A 16,970-nucleotide genomic window follows, 5' to 3' on the forward strand; every position below is an offset into this window, starting at 1 on the left:
CTATAGATTATAGAAACTAAATTAATATAATTATATATAGGAGGATATAAAATGAAAGGAAAAATAAATGATATATTATTATTTATTGTAGTATTATTAATTATTGTAACGGTGGTATTAATGGGATGTAATAGTAATAGTAAAAAAAGTGATACTGTGGGAGCCGGTCCTACTGTTGAAGATATGAGTGATGAACCTATAGATAAAGAAGTAGAAATTAGAAATGCTATATCCATCTGTGAGAGAATTATGGCAGACATTGAAGAAATTCCAGAAATACAATCATCAGTAACCTATATAAACCATGAATCTGTATTAGTTGCATTAAAGTTAAAGGATAACTACAATAATATATCTCCGGAACTACGAATGGAAGTTGAAAAAAAAGTTAAGAACATCTATTCTAATGCTAAAACCATAGCTATAAGTGATGACGAATATGTATATGAGTCAATAGCCAAATTGTTGAAGTCTTTTAAGGAGAATAAGCCATTTGAAGAATTTAAGAAAGATTTAGAAGAGATAATAGAGAATATGTAATAAACATTTTAAAAAGTCCAAGGTTGAATTTAAATAACCTTGGACTTGTATTTTTATATATCTTATATTTTACTTATTAAACATATAGATTGAGAGGAAATTCCTTCTTCAATACCAGTAAAACCAAGACCTTCTTCAGTAGTAGCCTTTACATTAATTTGATCTATAGAAATCCTTAATGCTTCACTAATATTTTCTCTCATGGATGTAATATAAGGAGACATTTTAGGACGCTGGGCAATTATTGTTGCATCTATGTTTTCTATTTTATAATCACTTTTACTTAATAATTCTCTAACTTCATTAAGAAGTTTAATACTAGAAATGCCTTTAAATTCAGCATCTGTATCAGGAAAGTGTTTTCCTATATCACCAAGTGCTGCAGCACCTAGTAAACTATCCATAATTGCATGAATAAGAACATCAGCATCTGAATGACCTAAAAGCCCAAGTGTATGTGGTATTTTAACTCCACCAATAATTAAATCTCTATTAGGAACTAACTTATGTACATCATATCCTAAACCAACTCGCATATATAAACCTCCAATAAATAATAAATAATAAATAATGTGTCAACTTAAGTTTAACACAGTTTAATCATTAGTATCTATTAGAAAGATAAAAAAAGTTTAAGTGTGTAACATCTAATTTTCCTAGTAAAGATGTATAAATAAAAAGTTATAAACAAGTTATTCACATTAGTGTGGATAATGTTGATAAAATTTCACGTGTTTATAAGGTATATACGGAGTCAAGAAGAGAAATTATAGAATTATAAGATGAAAATCTATGTATTAACATTGAATTCACTAAGTTATAAACAGGATACCTGTGGATAATGTTAATAATATGGACAAGTTGATAATTTAACAGTACATAAGTTTATTCTTTGTATTATCGACAATATTTTATTAACAATGCATGTTAATAAAATAATATGTAGAAATTTAGTATTGAAAATATTACAAAATATGATATAATTTTATATGGATTTACAAAGAGTAGAAATACTCTTAATATTTTGTATCAACTATGTAAATGTATACAAAAATTATATACTATTTCGTATACCATTTACTAAGTATTAAATTTATTAGGAAATATGGAGGATTAAAAATGAAAAGAATAATTGCATTAGTATTAACAGCAACCATAGGTTTAGCATTAGTAGGATGTGGAACAAAAACTAATACTTCAGAGGATTCATCAGCTAAAACTACTGAGCAAACTTCTACTCAAGAAAGTAAAGAAAAAGAAAGCACAGAAGTACCAGAGGTTACTTATGAAAGCTTTGAATCACTATTAAACAGTTTTGCTAACGAAGAATATTATTATAATGAAGCAAACACTTTAAAATTACTTACTGATGAAGATGAAACTGCATTTGTAAAAAAGGCAGAAACTGCTCTTGATAAAGTATTAAGTGATGAAAAAATAGACAAATCAAAGGCAAAAGTATATCAATATTACAGAAATGTAAACGGTAAAAAAGATCAAGTTGCATATGTAATTACTTATGGAGATAATAATACTGCAGAGAAAGTATATGAAGTTTATTCAGATGTATCTGATGATTTTGAAATAACTTTTAAAGAAGTAAAAGAAAATAGTGACATAATTGCACATAAACAATTTGCAGAATTATTTAAAGGTGAATTTTAATTAAAATAAAAAATAAAAAAGAAGAAGATGAAATAAAATGAACATCTTCTTCTTTTTTACTCATATCTAAGTTTCACTTTGAATAGTACCTATTGAATCTTTAGTAAGATTAATGATTGTGGACATTTCTTCAGAGCTTAGATAACGCCATTTTCCTGTAGGAAGATTACTTAAGGACACATTCATAATTCTAATACGTTTAAGACTAGTTACCTTGAATCCTAAGTATTCGCACATTCTTCTAATTTGTCTATTTAGGCCTTGGGTTAAAATTATATTAAAAGTACATTTGCCAATTTTTCTAACTTTGCATTGCTTCGTCATAGTACCAAGTATAGGAATTCCATTTTCCATTGCATTAATAAATTCTTTTGTAATAGGTTTATCAACAGAAACTACATATTCTTTTTCATGATTATTTCCTGCACGTAATATTTTATTTACCATATCTCCATCGTTAGTTAAAAATATTAATCCCTCAGAAGGTTTATCGAGACGTCCTATAGGGAATATTCGCTCGTGATAGTTAACAAAGTCAATTATATTTCCCTTAACATGAGTTTCTGTTGTGCAAGTAATTCCTACAGGTTTATTAAGGGCTATATATACTTTATTCGACTTAGGTTTAATAGTTTTTCCATCAACTACTACAGTATCAGTAGGACTAACTCTTGTTCCAAGGGTAGCTAAGATACCATTTACATATACTTTACCAGATTCAATAAACTTATCTGCTTCTCTTCTAGAACAAATTCCACTTTCGCTTATGTACTTATTAAGTCTAAGTAAGTTTTTATTATCCATATAGTTATATCACCACCTAGCATAAGACTTAATGAATGTCAGTTATTATATAATTACTTACATTCACTTTAAATTTATTGTATAATTATAGCATAATATCAATGTTATTAGTATTATACAATATAACAGATATTATATAAATAAAATTTTAGAGGATATGGGGGGAACTATGAATAATAAAGTAGTTAAGAAAATTTTTAGTATTTTAATAGTAATTATAATGTGTATGACACCATTAGCATTAACTGGTAGTGCATTTGCGGCAGTAAATATACAGGATTTAAATCATCAAATAAATATACCAACAAATAAAACTTGGACAATAAAGCTTAGTAATAAACTACATCCAAACTTAATAAATAACCTTAGTACTTATGTAAAAGTTTTTTCACCTAATGGTGGTGAATTAAAGGTAGGTTTAAGTTACAATGAAACTAACAAGGCTATAAAAATAACACCGCCTTCTGGAGGATATAGTACAAGCACTACCTATAGTATAATTGTAAAATCTGGCTTATATGATAGTGAAGGAAAATATATTGAATTACCTGCAGTAAAGGAATTTTCTACAGTGCCATCAAACCATAATGTATCCACATTAGGTACAATGTCTACCTATTCAGTAGGAACTACAGTAGATAATTTTGCAAATATCCAATATAATAAGAAACCACCAATATTTAGAGCTTTATATTCTGGAGATGCAAGAAAAACAGATATATCACAGTATTTAGAACCAAGCAGATATAAAAATGATAAAAATGGTATATATATGTTTATGAAACTAAACTTCATACAAGATATAAGTGTAAGTACGCTAAATAGCATATTAGTGGGTAAGGGTACATTATCTAATATGGGACAAGCATTTTACGATGCTTGTAAAACCAATAATGTAAATCAAGCCTATGCAGTGGCACATGCACTATTAGAGACTGGAAATGGTACATCTACCTTGGCAAAAGGAGTAGACTATAAAAAAGAAGATGGAACTACCGTTAAGGTTTATAATTTCTTTGGAATCTGTGCCTTTGATAATTCACCAGTAAGTTCTGGAGCAGAAGCAGCCTATAAAAATGGGTGGACTTCACCAGAAGCAGCTATTAAAGGTGGTATTAAATGGATTGCTGAAAATTATATACATTCAGATAAAAATGCAAAGAACCCTAGAACAGCTCAAGATACTATATATGAAATGAGATGGAATGTTCATAATTACAATAGTCCATGGCATCAATACGCTACAGATATTGTATGGGCATATAAGCAAGTAACTAATATTAAATTAATAATGGACAAGCATCCTAATGTTAAACCACAATTTGAAATACCGGTGTATAAATAAAAATTATAGTATAAAACCCTAGTCATAAAATGACTAGGGTTTTCAAATTACAAAATTAATATACTAATCAATATTAAGATCATTATCATTTCTATTAATTATAACTTTATAATTATATTTTTCAGCATATTTTTTAAAATTATCAAAATTAAGAGGCTCTCTTTTGTTATCCTTAGTTATATATATATATACACTGCCAGGTGAATATTCATCACACTTCGGGATTAATTCCTCTTTTAATGCTGAGTCAAATAAAAGATTTAAACCTAAATTTAATTCATTTCCTTTTAGTGAACTTAAACTTTCCAATCCTAAAGTAGACCCACTAGAATCTGTAATTTTAACTATCTTGTTTCTATTTATACCTATTTTGATATTGGAGTCTAAAGAGAGGATTATATTAGCTCTAGGTGAAAAGAAGATAAAATAAATACAACTTAATACTAATGCACAAATAGATATTAGTATTATAAATACTTTTATAAGATTTGACCTATCTACATATACAGTACCATCATAAATATTACCTTTAATAGGAGCTTTATCATTTCGTTCTAATGTAACAAATTCTTTATTATTTGTTACTATATAAACTTTATCATCATCAAAATTAATTACTTTACCAGATTTTCGCATATAAATACCTTTCATTAATTAAATTTACTTACAACATAAGTATATTTTACAATACATTTTTAAAATATAAAAGTAAAAGTAATCATCATCATAAAAAAATATTTTATTGCAAAAAAATATTATATTAGATAATATTTGCAAAAAGTGTTTGAATATTCAGTATACCGGGAGTATAATTTATACTAATAGATAAAAAAAGGGAATTTATTAAGACCTTGGGGGAGAGTTAATATGAGTAAAAAAAAGATATTATTTTTAAGTATAATAATGGGGTTTTTAATAATACTAATTGGTAATTATTTAAATAACTACAATTTATTGAAACAACCACCGTCAGAAAAATGGAGTAAAGAAGTAAAAATAGGAAGTGGGGTAGGAAAGAATACACCAGTAATTATAAAAGAAGAAAATCGTTTGTTAGTAGCATACGAGGACACTAAAAAGATTAAAATATGTGAAACAGATTTAGATGGAAAAGAGATTAAAACTAAAGAATATGCTATAGAAGAAGAATTGCTTAAAAATTTAATATTTACTAAAACTGATAAGGGATATACTTTGATTTATAATTCTACTAAATCAAGCATAGATTATTTAGAAAAGTTAGTTTTAGATGAAGAATTAAATTTGGTAGAAAAAGAAATAGAAGAAGGAATTACATTTACTGAGCAAATTGATAGTAAAAATATAGTTTTAGCATATAAAGATAAAATTAAGGTAGTAAACACAGTATCAAATGAAAATATAGAAGTGCCAGTAGAAAAATTGAGTATGCTTACTGCTCAAAAAAGTAAAGATGGGCTTTTGGTATGTTACTTAGAAGAAGAGAAGTTATTTAAAGGATTTACAGTTAAAGATGGAAAGGCATCAGAGCCATTTCTTATTAAAGAGATAATTAAAGCTGATAAAATTACTTATGGTGCAATGTCATTATCTTCAGATGTAGAAAATGGATATTTGCTTATTGAGAAATATGATAGAAATGAATACTCTTGCACAGAAGTAATGGAATTTCCTATAAGTGGAGGAGAAGGACAGATTAGTGCCCTTGTAGTTGATAAATCAAGATACGTTGTAAATACTAAAGGAGCCTATTCAGAAAATGGTGCAAAATTTTATGCAACCATGGCAGTTCCTTTTGGTAAAAAAGAGTTCCAAAAGGCTATAGTTTCTTTTGAAATAAAAAGTGGTGAAGTTTCAAATTCACAGAAGATAACTAGACTAAGAGAATTATGTATTCACCCATATAATGATGAAGATTATATAGCGTTTCTTAGCTTTGAAAAGGATGGATTATATAGTATTAATATAGCATCTAGTAATGAGAGATTTATGGAGGTAAACAATGGACCTCGTAGAGATGAAAGATTAAGATCTCTTGGGTATGTAGTGGAAGGTTTTATGTTTAGTGTATCTTATATTATAATATTAGGATTTAGATGGATAGTTCCTTCTTTAGTTATAGCAGGAGCAGTCTCTTTTATGGATTACAAATTTGATGATAAAAAGAAGAGGTATATGTATATTATACTAGCTGCAATTGTTGTAATAATGAAAACACATACCATAAATAAAGCTTTTTATGTGCAATATTCACATATGTTACCTACTATTTTAGCCCCATCATTTATAGGCATATTGATAAGCTCCTTAATTGGACTAGTTGTATATGGATATGGATACATGGTCTATATAGATGATTTTGAGAGCATATTTCTAGGTAAGTTTAGTATATTCATGTTAATTGATGCATTGCTTACATTAATGATATTTGTACCTCTTATAATATAATAATAAAGTTTAATTAAAATTTAAAAAGAGATTATTTCTTATAATTAATTGAAATAATCTCTTAAAGTTATATAAAACATATGCATAATAATCAATAGTTTAAGGAGATATATAAATGAAAAAGAAAAAAATGCTTTTAATTTTTCTAATTATTGTGACGTGTATATTAATACTTATTGGAAGCTATAAAAATAACTATAATTTAGCAATACAACCACCATCTAAAACATGGAGTAAGGAAGTAAGTGTAGCAACTGCAACAACAAAAAATGCTCCAGTAATTTTGAAAGAAGAGAATAGAATACTTATAGCATATGAAAATAATAAAAATCTTAATATTGTTGCCACAAATACTATAGGAGAAGTTTTACAAACTAAAGAATATGAAGTAAATGAAGAATTAGTGAACAATGTATTACTTACTAAGAGTGTAGATGGGTATATATTGATGCTTAACTCTATAGTAGATGGAGAAGGATATTTATTAAAAATATATGTGGATAAGGATTTAAATGAGGTTAACAGAGAAAATATTAAAGGAATAAATAGCACTTATCAATTAGATAATAACAATATAGTAGTTGCCTACAATGATAGACTAGAAATAATGAATACATTAGAAGATAACACTGTATCTATTCCAGCAAACACTATAGACATGCTTTCAGCGTGTAAGAGTAAAGAGGGATTTTTAATATGTTATATGGAAGATAGCTCATTTATTAAAGCAATTACTTTTAATGAAGGTATAATTTCAAAACCTATGTTAGTGGAAGAAATAGCTAAGAATAATAGAGTTACGTATAAGAATATGTCCTGTTCTTCAGATAGAGAAAATGGATATACAATGTTCGAGCAATATGTTAAAGGTGAACTTCACTCTTGTAGGTTATTTGAATTTCCTATAGCTGGAGGTGAGGTTAAGGAAAGTAAACCAAGAATTAATGAATCAAATGAACTAATAAATGCTATAGGAGTTTATTCTGATGAAGAAGGTGGAAAATTTTATACTATAATAGACAATTCTTATGGAAAAAAAGAATCAAGAAGAGGAATAGCGGCTTTTGTTGTAAAGGATGGTAAAATAAATAAGATTGAGCCAGTTACAAGAACAAGAGGAGTGTGCATTAATCCTTATATAAGTGAGAATTATATAAGTTACTTAAGTTTTAGAGATGAAGATTTATATGATGTTGTCATAGCATCAACAGATGAAGAATTTAAAGCTATAAATAATTTGCCGAGAGATTCGGAGAAAAAAAGTGCTATTACTTATACCATTGAGGGTCTGATGAATAGCTTTGTATGTATAATAATTGTTGGATTCCCATGGATAGCAATAGGTTTAGTTTTAAGTGGAGCAGTTACATTTCTAGATTATAAGCTGTCTAATAAGCAAAAGAAGATTGCATATATAATAGTAGCTACATTAACAACTTGTGCAAAGATCTTTTTTATAATAAAAATGTTCTATGTTAAATATGTTTATATGTTACCGCCGGCTATAGCCCCTATTTATATTGGTGTTATCATATGTACAATAATAGCAGTTATAACATATAGCTATGGATACTATAGTTATACAAGTGAATTTGAAGGTATATTTATATCAAAATTTGCTTTAAGTTTATTAATTGATGCATTATTAACTTTGATGATATATGCTCCTTTAATAATATAAAAAAGTCAAACCGTCATATCTATTTTAAACTTCTAATAGTTATAGATATGACGGTTTATTTAATAATCACAATGCTTCTGTTATACTCAATAAAATGATCTATAGAATAACTAAAATCCTATTTATAGAATAGGAGATAGTAGTCTAGATATAGCTTCCTTGAATTTAATTATTAGAGATCTATTAGAATAATGCTCAGGAGTGAGTAAAGTACTTTGCAATATATCTGCTTCAAAGGCTTTATCAACCACAGAGGTAGTTCTCGTACCATATATTATGGCATTAACTTCAAAGTTTAGATTAAAACTACGAATATCCATATTAGCAGTTCCTATAGTACACATTTTCCCATCTACTGATACCATTTTGCTATGAATGAATCCATTGTCATAGGTGTAGCATTTAGCACCACATTCTACAAGTTCCCAAATATAAGACTTAGATGCCCAATAAATAAATGGATGATCTGGCTTACAAGGTATTATAATTTTAACATCTACACCAGATAGGCATGCTATTTTAAGAGCCGTTAAGATACTATCATCTGGAATAAAATATGGAGTTTCGATATAAATAGAGTTTTCAGCTTTGTTTATTAGTTTAAGGTAAGTATTTCTTATACTACACCACTCTGAATCTGGACCACTAGAAATTATTTGAACAGCTGTATTATCTATATATTGCTTTCTAGGAAAATATTTTTCTTCCATAAAAAAGTCTTTTTTGCTTGCAAAACGCCAATCCATTAAAAATCTTACTTCTAAATAATTTACAGAGTCACCTTGAAGGTGAAGATGGGTGTCTCTCCAAAAGCCAAATTTCTTAGATAGTCCTAAATATTCATCTCCTACGTTTAAACCTCCTACAAAACCATGTTCTCCATCTACAACACATATTTTTCTATGATTTCTATAGTTTATTCTCACATTTATATAAGGTATAAAAGGTGGAAAAAAGCAATACACTTCTCCACCGGCTTTTACCAGTGGATCAAAAAAATGCTTTTTATTATGAATGCAACCCATACCATCGTAAAGTAGTTTAACTTCAATGCCTTCCTTTGCTTTCTCCACTAAAAGATTAAGTATTTCAGTGCCTAGGTTATCATCATTAAAGATATAGTACTGAATATGAATAAAATTTTTGGCATTCTTTATACAATCTATCATGATAGGAAATTTTTCATTTCCATTATTAAGAATATCTACTTTGTTGTTATTAGTAACAATAAAATTATCACTATATAGATTTAAATTTATTACATCATGATATTCTTTTAATAGAGAGTTATTATTAACTATAGCTTTGTCGCTGAGAAGGCGCTTTTGCTCTTCAGAGAATTGCATAAGAACAGATTCTTCTTCCTTTTTTAGAACAAAGAATTTTTTGCGACGAAGATTTTGACCAAAGAATAAATACATTATGAAACCAATAAATGGTATGAACAACATTATCATAAGCCATGTCCAAGTATTACTAGTATTTCTCTTTTCAAATATAATTACAATTATAGCAAAAGCAATATTTACAACAAATATAAGGTTTATAATATTTAAAAAAACAGTATAATTATCCATAAAAACTCCTTATTATAATATAATAATTAAATTTTAGCATAACATATAAAAAATACATATAAAAAACTCTAAAAACTATATAATTATTATAATAATAAAAGTATAATTAAAATTAGTGTTTGCAACATGTATGATTCTATGCTATAAAACTAGTGTAACATAAATAATATAGTATAACATAAAATAAACGGGAGGGCAAAATGAAGGAGTCTTTTAACAAAAGTGAACTTAAAAATTATCTAATGATAATGGTTGGTATAACAATACTGGCTATAGGAATAAACGTATACTATTCACCACAACATTTAGTTACCGGAGGAATATCAGGTTTAGCTATTATATTAGATTATGTATTTAGAATTCCACTATGGTTAACTAATGTAATTGTAAACATACCACTATTTATAGTTGGAATAAAAATAAAAGGAATGGATTTTGCAAAAAAATCTATATTTGGAGCAGCTTTTGTATCTGTTGCCCTTTGGTATACTAGTTTTATACCGCCAGTTCAATCTGACTTATTAATATCAAGTGTATTTGGAGGCCTTTTTGTAGGAGCTGGAGTTGGATTAGTATTAAGATCATCGGCATCAACAGGAGGTACAGATTTACTTGCAATAATTATAAAGCATTATTTGAAGAAAATACCTATAAATCAAATAATGATGTGCATAGATGGAATGATAATAGTAGTAGGTTTATTTGTTTTTGGCGTAGAAAAAGCCATGTATGCATTGATATCTATCTTTATAGTTTCTAAAGTAGTAAATACCTTAGTAGAGGGTGTAAATTACTCTAAAGAAGTACATATAATCTCAGAAAAGTCTGGTGAAATAGCACAAGAATTAATGAAGCACTTAAATAGAGGAATAACAAGCATAAATGGTAAGGGTGTATATACTGGAAAAAGTAAAGATATATTGTATATTGTATGCTCTACAGAAGAATTAATCGAGCTTCAAAGAATTGTAAAAGAAGTAGACACTGAAGCTTTTATAATAATAAATGATGTAAGAGAAGTAGTAGGAAGAGGATTTACTCAGCCACAGTATGATGGATACAAAGAAGAAAAATAGAACATTATAGAAGGATTTAGAAAATAAGTATAGAAACTATTTAAGTATAGAATGTATATTCAGTTTTGAAAGGATAGGTGATTAAAATGAATATAAAAGTGGAGAACTTAAAAAATGTTCAATCACATAATAATTCCAAAGGTATATTTTTATTTGAAAGTTATATGGAACTACAACAAGGGTTTCCATGTGATAAATTAAATAATATCCTTAGTTGCTTAAGTGAAAGTAAAGAGTTCACTGGCAAAAAAGGAGATTTATATACACTAACTAATATAGAAGATGGGTCTATACAAAAAACTATACTTGTAGGTCTTGGTGAAAAAGCTAAGTGTAAAGTAGATAATGTTAGAAATAATACTTCTAAGTTAATCAAGGAAGTAATCAAACAAAAAATAAAAACTCTAGATTTACATGTGAAATCTATGGATTGTTGTTGTAATTATGAAAAAGTTAAAGCTATTACTGAATCCATTATAATGACTACTTATAATTTTGATAAATATAAAAGTGATAAAAAAGAAGTTCTATTAGAAGAAGTAAGAATTATATTTCATGAGGACCAAGATTTAGCTAAATTAAATGAAGCTGTAGAAGAAGGAAGACTACTTGCAGAAGGAAATTTAATTTCAAGAGAGCTTGTAAATGAGCCTGCTAATATTTTAACTCCAGAGGCATTATCTAAAAAAGTTCAGCAGTTAGGTCTTGATCATGGATTCCAAGTTGAAGTATATAATAAAGAAGAAATTAAAAACTTTGGTATGGAATCATTTTTATCTGTTGGCAAAGGTTCTTCAAATGAGCCTAAGCTAATTGTAATGAGATACATGGGTGATACTAATAATAAAGAAAATATATTAGGTCTTGTAGGTAAAGGATTAACCTTTGATGCAGGTGGATATTGCCTAAAAACTGCAGGAAGTATGTGGACTATGAAGAGTGATATGGGGGGAGCAGGTGCTGTTATCGGTGCCATGTCTACCATAGCAAGAAAGGGATTAAAGAAAAATATTGTAGCTGTAGTGGCTGCTTGTGAGAATTTAATTTCAGGAGATGCATATAGACCTGGAGATATAATTAATACTATGAATGGTAAAACCATAGAAATTATAAATACAGATGCTGAAGGCAGATTAACTTTAGTAGATGCAGTTACTTATATAATAAGAAAAGAAAATGTAACTAAGGTAGTTGATATTGCTACTCTTACTGGTGCTGTAGGTGGTGCTATAGGAAGTGCCGCTACAGGAGTTGTAACTAATGATGATGAATTCTACTCACTTTTAGAGGAAGCTTCTTTACATTGTGATGAAAGAGTTTGGAGATTCCCAACCTTTGATGAATATAAAGAAAAAATAAAAACTGGTAATGCAGACTTAGTTAACTCAACTGGCCCTGTAGGTGCAGGAGCAATTACAGCAGGATTATTTATTGGTGAATTTGTAGAAGATAAGCCATGGTTACACCTTGATATTGCAGCTACAGCTTTTACATCACAGACACCAAATAGAGAATATTTCTCAAAGGGTGCAACAGGAGTAGGGTCAAGATTATTATATGAAATTGCTAAAAGATATTAATAAACATAAAAAACCTGTGGAAACACAGGTTTTTATTATCCGATGACTACCAGCTCTAATACTCCTATCTTTTTCAAAGTGGGAGTAAAGAGCTGCTACGTCCCTGGATAACGATTTCCCCTAAAGGACAACGAATTCTAAGTATCAAATAAATTGATACTAAGAATTCTGTTAGTAACCTTCAGTGGGAGAAAAACTCCCTCTGAAGCAAAGAAATCTGTTTATGTAAATATTTAATTATAAGATACCTTCATTTTTAAGAACAGATTCAATCTCTTGGACTTTTTTAGCAAGAGAAATAAAGTTTTCTTTTATCATGTCCTCAGATACAGAATTAAATTTAATATTTTCTTCTAGTTTTTCAATAGTAGAAAGTGCTTCATCAATCTCTTTTTGTGCTTGCTTTAAATTAGTTTCATTCATAAAAAATCTCCTTTAGTTATTTATTTAATCTATACATTAAATGTTATCATTGAGAAGATTTAAATTCAACTATAAATTTATTGAAATGAATTATAGGAGTTAGTATAAGACTTATCAATTTTGCTACTATGAAGGGAGTATACTTCTCCGTTAACTAAATCAACAACTTCTACAAGACCAGAATTATCATAAACTTTTCTAATGAATAACTCTCTATTGTTATAATAACCAGTAGCTCCAGGGTTTTGATTTTTCATTTCTATTATTTCATTTAAATCCATAACATAATATACCTCCTAGTATGATTTTTAATAGTTTTTCCTAAATTGACAGTTTTTATGCATGATAAAATAGAGGATAGAATTTTCTATATAATAAAAAAGCTAAATATTGTTTAAAGGAAGAACATATACATTACATATAAATATATATTAATTTATTAAAGATATGGGAGAGTTTGTATGATAAATGTAATATGGTTCGGAATTTTATTTATAGGTATAGCTTTTGGTGTACTTACAGGAGATGGAGAGCTCTTATCTAAAACCATAGTATCAACTACATCAGATACAGTTAAGCTTATTATAGAGCTATTAGGAATGATGTGTCTTTGGTGTGGGGTGATGAAAATTGCAGAGAGAAGTGGCCTTACAGACAAATTAGCCAGATTGTTAAAACCTATACTTAGAAGAATCTTTAAAGAAGCAGGAAAAGATGATAAGGCTTTAGGAGCTATAGTTATGAATCTTACAGCTAATATGTTTGGATTATCTAATGCAGCAACCCCTTTTGGTATAAGAGCTATGGAGGAAATGGATAGAATAAATGGGCATAAAGATGTGGCAAGCAACGATATGGTACTATTTCTAGTGTTAAATGCAGCCTGTATTCAGTTTGTACCAACTACAGTTGTTTCTATTAGAGCTGCATTTAATTCTGGAAATCCAGGTTCAATAATTCTACCAGCACTATGTACTACAACCTTTGCATCTATACTTGGAATTATTTTATGTAAGTTTTTACAAAGATACTTTTAAAGGAGGAAAATGCCGTGGGAAATATATTTGATTATTTATTAAAGGGAATAATTCCAATAATTATAGGTGCTGTAGTACTATATGGCATTATTGCTAAGGTAAAAGTATATGAATGTTTTGTAGAAGGAGCTAAGGAAGGTATAAATGTATGTGTAAGGATTTTCCCTTATCTTTTAGCTATGCTTATAGCAGTAAATTGCTTTAGGGCTTCAGGGGCTATGGATTATGTTATAAACTTAATAAAGCCAGCTGTTAACGTGGTAGGTATACCTCCAGAAATCGTTCCGTTAATATTTATAAAACCACTATCAGGTAGTGGAGCAATTGGAGTTTTCACAGATATAGTAAAAAGCTATGGACCAGATTCTTTCTTAGGATTTCTATCATCCATAATAATGGGTGGTACAGAAACTATATTTTATACTATTACTGTGTATTTTGGAGCTGTTGGTATAAAGAAGGTAAGACACAGTTTATGGGTAGCTCTAATAGTTGATTTTTGTGCCGTACTCTTAGCAGTTAATTTAGCAGTAATGTTAATGAGATAAAGAAATTTGTTAATACAGGGGAGGAGTTTAATTAAAAGTATAGAACTTGTTTATATATAACATATTTTGTAAAATGTGATATATAAGTAGATTCTAGATGGGAGAAAAAGTTATGGATGTTTTTATGGAGAATTTTTTTTTATCTTCTTATCTTGTTTTTTATAATAGGAGCTGTAGTTGCAACAATAAAAAGAATTTTACGCTAGAGAGGAATTAAATTATATAAGAGATTACTTAAGAAAATAATAGTAAATGAAACTGCCTAATAAAGAGCATTAGCATACTTTATTAGGCAGTTATTAATATATAGCTATCAATATTTTAGTCTAGCTTTGTTATATAACTATTTATAGGTTTTAGTTTTTTAACATAGAATATATAAAGCAGAAGTCCATCTACAGACCATTGAATTAGACATATAATCCAGAACACAGTTATTGATGTGCCTAGTAAATAAATGAATATAAATACTAGTGGAAGTCTTATAAACCAAGAGGTTACGAAGGCTATAATAAATGGAGTTTTAGTATCACCATAACCTTTGAAAATTCCACCTACAATCATCGATAGTGCCATGGCAGGCTGTTCTGCAGCAGCTATCATTAAACAAGCTGCCCCAAGAGAAATAACTTCAGTATTACTACTATCTATAAACATTTTAATAAGTTGTGCTGGGAATATTAAGAATAGTAATGTAAATATGCACATTACACCTATTCCTAAAATCATAGCAGTACGACCATACTCTCTAGCTTTTTTATAGTCGCCTTCACCAACTTTATTTCCAACTAGAGTTGTAGCAGCAACGGCAAATCCCCACCCAGGCATAAAAGAAATAGATTCTAAGGTTAAAGTGATTTGGTTAGCAGCAAAGGCGATGGTACCAAGATGCATAATCATCATACTTGTAAAAAGCCTAGCTAAACTATAGGCAGCTTCTTGCATTCCAGCAGGTACAGATAAAGAAGTAATATTTTTTATTCTAGCACCGCTGAATTTCTTTAAGTACTTAAATTCAATTTTTATTAGGGATTTTTTATAGGTATATATAGCTGAATAAATAAATCCTGATATATTAGCTATAGTTGTAGCAATAGCGGCACCCTTAACTCCAAGTTCTGGAAAACCAAGTAAACCAAAGATTAATATAGTATCTAATGAAAGGTTAACTACAAGCATAACAATAGAAACAATCATTGGAGTTTTAGTATTTCCATAGGATCTATTAACAGCATTTAACATACTAGATAACATATTAAAGGGCAAGCCAATACATACAATATTTATATAAGTTGTACCTAATCCTATTATGCTTGGCTCAGCACCAGCTAGAACTAACAATTTTTTACTAAATAAGAATATAAATAGTGTAGTAGCCATACTTACTAGGAATCCTAAAGAAAATCCTAAGGTTGCATATTCATTAGCCTTATCTAATTCTTTAGCACCGTATCTTCTTGCTACAATTGAAGTAATTCCAACAGATAAGCTTTGAGCAACTAAAATATTAGTAAATGTATAAATAACTTCACTGGACATTCCTACAGTACTGACAGCAATATCCCCTCCATATTGACCTATAAGCATAGTATCAACAGTCCATATCATTGTATATAATAACATTTCTATTACAGCTGGTAAGGATAGTTTAAGTACATCCTTTACTGTAGATTTATTTAAATAAAGGTTCTTTTTTAATAATTCCATATAACTACCTCCTTTTAAAAAATTCCCTTTTAATTGCCTAATAATAATGTAAGAAAATTATGGCACATATATAATGATAATTCATATTTCCAAAAAAAAAATAGATGTAATACAAATAAAAATAAATAAAGTATAAAAATTCATAAAAGTGAATAAATTACTATATAAATATATACCTATATAAATAGTTATATATAAAACTATAAGGCTAGTTAAATAGTTAAATAGTTAACTATTTGTTGTGTTCATGCGGGTTTCAGGGCTATTCTACCCTTTGAAGGTATGATTAAACATATGTCTATAGGGAAGTTATGAATAATTATATTGCTACTATTTAATAATATATTAATAAACATAATATATTAATTATACCGTTGACATAAAATAATTATAGTATTATCATATTAATTAATATTGATATTTAATGCGAAGAAAAGAAGAGTACTAAATGAAATTTTCTAAAGAGAGCTAGAATAGGTGAAAACTAGCGAAAAAGAAGTTTGGGAACATGGTCTTGGAGCAGATTTTCTGAAGTGTAGTCACCAAGGAAAATAGGGAAG

At 28.3% G+C, this 16,970-nt stretch carries 16 protein-coding genes and 1 other annotated feature (1 of these 17 only partly in view); of the genes, 9 read left to right on the plus strand and 7 right to left on the minus strand.

Going from position 1 to position 16,970, the window contains the following annotated elements; translation table 11 throughout:
- The first annotated feature begins 51 nt into the window (after positions 1 to 51).
- Positions 52 to 540, plus strand: coding sequence for a YhcN/YlaJ family sporulation lipoprotein (locus tag IO99_RS04555; RefSeq protein WP_035130821.1), 489 nt, complete (start codon positions 52 to 54; stop codon positions 538 to 540).
- Between the two features lie 62 nt (positions 541 to 602).
- Here the strand turns inward: IO99_RS04555 and ispF are convergent, their stop codons facing one another.
- Positions 603 to 1,076 (minus strand): 2-C-methyl-D-erythritol 2,4-cyclodiphosphate synthase, encoded by a 474-nt coding sequence (gene ispF, locus IO99_RS04560; RefSeq protein WP_035130823.1) that lies wholly within the window; start codon positions 1,074 to 1,076, stop codon positions 603 to 605.
- 583 nt (positions 1,077 to 1,659) lie between these two features.
- On the opposite strand from ispF, the gene IO99_RS04565 reads away from it, so the two are divergent.
- A complete protein-coding gene (locus IO99_RS04565) occupies positions 1,660 to 2,205 on the plus strand; it encodes an LptM family lipoprotein (protein WP_035130825.1) in 546 nt (181 codons plus the stop codon).
- Positions 2,206 to 2,271: 66 nt separating this feature from the next.
- Here IO99_RS04565 and rluF read toward each other — a convergent pair whose 3' ends face one another.
- Entirely contained in the window at positions 2,272 to 3,009 is a 738-nt protein-coding gene (gene rluF / locus IO99_RS04570; protein WP_035130827.1) for a 23S rRNA pseudouridine(2604) synthase RluF, read from the minus strand.
- 169 nt (positions 3,010 to 3,178) lie between these two features.
- On the opposite strand from rluF, the gene IO99_RS18270 reads away from it, so the two are divergent.
- On the plus strand, positions 3,179 to 4,354 hold the full coding sequence (locus IO99_RS18270; protein WP_051823918.1) for an N-acetylglucosaminidase: 1,176 nt from the start codon (positions 3,179 to 3,181) through the stop codon (positions 4,352 to 4,354).
- A gap of 63 nt (positions 4,355 to 4,417) precedes the next feature.
- Here IO99_RS18270 and IO99_RS04580 read toward each other — a convergent pair whose 3' ends face one another.
- Positions 4,418 to 4,990 (minus strand): hypothetical protein, encoded by a 573-nt coding sequence (locus IO99_RS04580; protein WP_035130829.1) that lies wholly within the window; start codon positions 4,988 to 4,990, stop codon positions 4,418 to 4,420.
- 231 nt (positions 4,991 to 5,221) lie between these two features.
- On the opposite strand from IO99_RS04580, the gene IO99_RS04585 reads away from it, so the two are divergent.
- Both IO99_RS04585 and IO99_RS04590 read left to right on the plus strand, forming a co-directional pair.
- The gene (locus IO99_RS04585) at positions 5,222 to 6,781 is read left to right on the plus strand and encodes a hypothetical protein (protein ID WP_035130831.1); all 1,560 of its coding nucleotides are present in this window, start codon (positions 5,222 to 5,224) and stop codon (positions 6,779 to 6,781) included.
- Positions 6,782 to 6,896: 115 nt separating this feature from the next.
- Positions 6,897 to 8,462 (plus strand): hypothetical protein, encoded by a 1,566-nt coding sequence (locus tag IO99_RS04590; RefSeq protein ID WP_035130832.1) that lies wholly within the window; start codon positions 6,897 to 6,899, stop codon positions 8,460 to 8,462.
- Between the two features lie 122 nt (positions 8,463 to 8,584).
- Here IO99_RS04590 and cls read toward each other — a convergent pair whose 3' ends face one another.
- Positions 8,585 to 10,039 (minus strand): cardiolipin synthase, encoded by a 1,455-nt coding sequence (gene cls, locus IO99_RS04595; RefSeq protein ID WP_035130834.1) that lies wholly within the window; start codon positions 10,037 to 10,039, stop codon positions 8,585 to 8,587.
- Between the two features lie 200 nt (positions 10,040 to 10,239).
- Here cls and IO99_RS04600 point away from each other — a divergent pair, with 200 nt between their 5' ends.
- Positions 10,240 to 11,115: a YitT family protein gene (locus tag IO99_RS04600; protein ID WP_035130837.1), complete on the plus strand. Its 876-nt coding sequence runs from the start codon at positions 10,240 to 10,242 to the stop codon at positions 11,113 to 11,115.
- A gap of 86 nt (positions 11,116 to 11,201) precedes the next feature.
- On the plus strand, positions 11,202 to 12,695 hold the full coding sequence (locus tag IO99_RS04605; protein WP_051823919.1) for a leucyl aminopeptidase: 1,494 nt from the start codon (positions 11,202 to 11,204) through the stop codon (positions 12,693 to 12,695).
- Positions 12,696 to 12,932: 237 nt separating this feature from the next.
- On the opposite strand, the gene IO99_RS04610 is transcribed toward IO99_RS04605, so the two are convergent.
- The gene (locus IO99_RS04610; RefSeq protein WP_035130839.1) at positions 12,933 to 13,118 is read right to left on the minus strand and encodes a hypothetical protein; all 186 of its coding nucleotides are present in this window, start codon (positions 13,116 to 13,118) and stop codon (positions 12,933 to 12,935) included.
- A gap of 77 nt (positions 13,119 to 13,195) precedes the next feature.
- Positions 13,196 to 13,399 carry a hypothetical protein gene (locus tag IO99_RS04615; RefSeq protein WP_035130841.1) on the minus strand — a complete coding sequence of 68 codons (204 nt, stop codon included), beginning with the start codon at positions 13,397 to 13,399 and terminating at the stop codon, positions 13,196 to 13,198.
- 180 nt (positions 13,400 to 13,579) lie between these two features.
- Here IO99_RS04615 and IO99_RS04620 point away from each other — a divergent pair, with 180 nt between their 5' ends.
- Both IO99_RS04620 and IO99_RS04625 read left to right on the plus strand, forming a co-directional pair.
- Positions 13,580 to 14,155 (plus strand): nucleoside recognition domain-containing protein, encoded by a 576-nt coding sequence (locus tag IO99_RS04620; protein ID WP_035130843.1) that lies wholly within the window; start codon positions 13,580 to 13,582, stop codon positions 14,153 to 14,155.
- A 14-nt stretch (positions 14,156 to 14,169) separates the two neighbouring features.
- Entirely contained in the window at positions 14,170 to 14,703 is a 534-nt protein-coding gene (locus IO99_RS04625; protein ID WP_084178068.1) for a spore maturation protein, read from the plus strand.
- Between the two features lie 321 nt (positions 14,704 to 15,024).
- Here IO99_RS04625 and IO99_RS04630 read toward each other — a convergent pair whose 3' ends face one another.
- Positions 15,025 to 16,410 (minus strand): MATE family efflux transporter, encoded by a 1,386-nt coding sequence (locus IO99_RS04630; protein ID WP_035130844.1) that lies wholly within the window; start codon positions 16,408 to 16,410, stop codon positions 15,025 to 15,027.
- Between the two features lie 420 nt (positions 16,411 to 16,830).
- Positions 16,831 to 16,970, plus strand: a binding site (T-box leader) (it continues 109 nt past the right edge of the window).

It is taken from the genome of Clostridium sulfidigenes (assembly GCF_000732635.1).
Classification (GTDB): Bacteria; Bacillota; Clostridia; order Clostridiales; family Clostridiaceae; genus Clostridium_J; species Clostridium_J sulfidigenes.

Coding starts and splice junctions, on each gene's coding strand:
- IO99_RS04610 (WP_035130839.1), bottom strand. CDS start 13,118: ATGAATGAAACTAATTTAAAGCAAGCACAAAAAGAGATTGATGAAGCA.
- IO99_RS04590 (WP_035130832.1), top strand. CDS start 6,897: ATGAAAAAGAAAAAAATGCTTTTAATTTTTCTAATTATTGTGACGTGT.
- IO99_RS04580 (WP_035130829.1), bottom strand. CDS start 4,990: ATGCGAAAATCTGGTAAAGTAATTAATTTTGATGATGATAAAGTTTAT.
- IO99_RS04620 (WP_035130843.1), top strand. CDS start 13,580: ATGATAAATGTAATATGGTTCGGAATTTTATTTATAGGTATAGCTTTT.
- IO99_RS18270 (WP_051823918.1), top strand. CDS start 3,179: ATGAATAATAAAGTAGTTAAGAAAATTTTTAGTATTTTAATAGTAATT.
- IO99_RS04565 (WP_035130825.1), top strand. CDS start 1,660: ATGAAAAGAATAATTGCATTAGTATTAACAGCAACCATAGGTTTAGCA.
- IO99_RS04630 (WP_035130844.1), bottom strand. CDS start 16,410: ATGGAATTATTAAAAAAGAACCTTTATTTAAATAAATCTACAGTAAAG.
- IO99_RS04605 (WP_051823919.1), top strand. CDS start 11,202: ATGAATATAAAAGTGGAGAACTTAAAAAATGTTCAATCACATAATAAT.
- rluF (WP_035130827.1), bottom strand. CDS start 3,009: ATGGATAATAAAAACTTACTTAGACTTAATAAGTACATAAGCGAAAGT.
- cls (WP_035130834.1), bottom strand. CDS start 10,039: ATGGATAATTATACTGTTTTTTTAAATATTATAAACCTTATATTTGTT.
- ispF (WP_035130823.1), bottom strand. CDS start 1,076: ATGCGAGTTGGTTTAGGATATGATGTACATAAGTTAGTTCCTAATAGA.
- IO99_RS04555 (WP_035130821.1), top strand. CDS start 52: ATGAAAGGAAAAATAAATGATATATTATTATTTATTGTAGTATTATTA.
- IO99_RS04615 (WP_035130841.1), bottom strand. CDS start 13,399: ATGGATTTAAATGAAATAATAGAAATGAAAAATCAAAACCCTGGAGCT.
- IO99_RS04600 (WP_035130837.1), top strand. CDS start 10,240: ATGAAGGAGTCTTTTAACAAAAGTGAACTTAAAAATTATCTAATGATA.
- IO99_RS04585 (WP_035130831.1), top strand. CDS start 5,222: ATGAGTAAAAAAAAGATATTATTTTTAAGTATAATAATGGGGTTTTTA.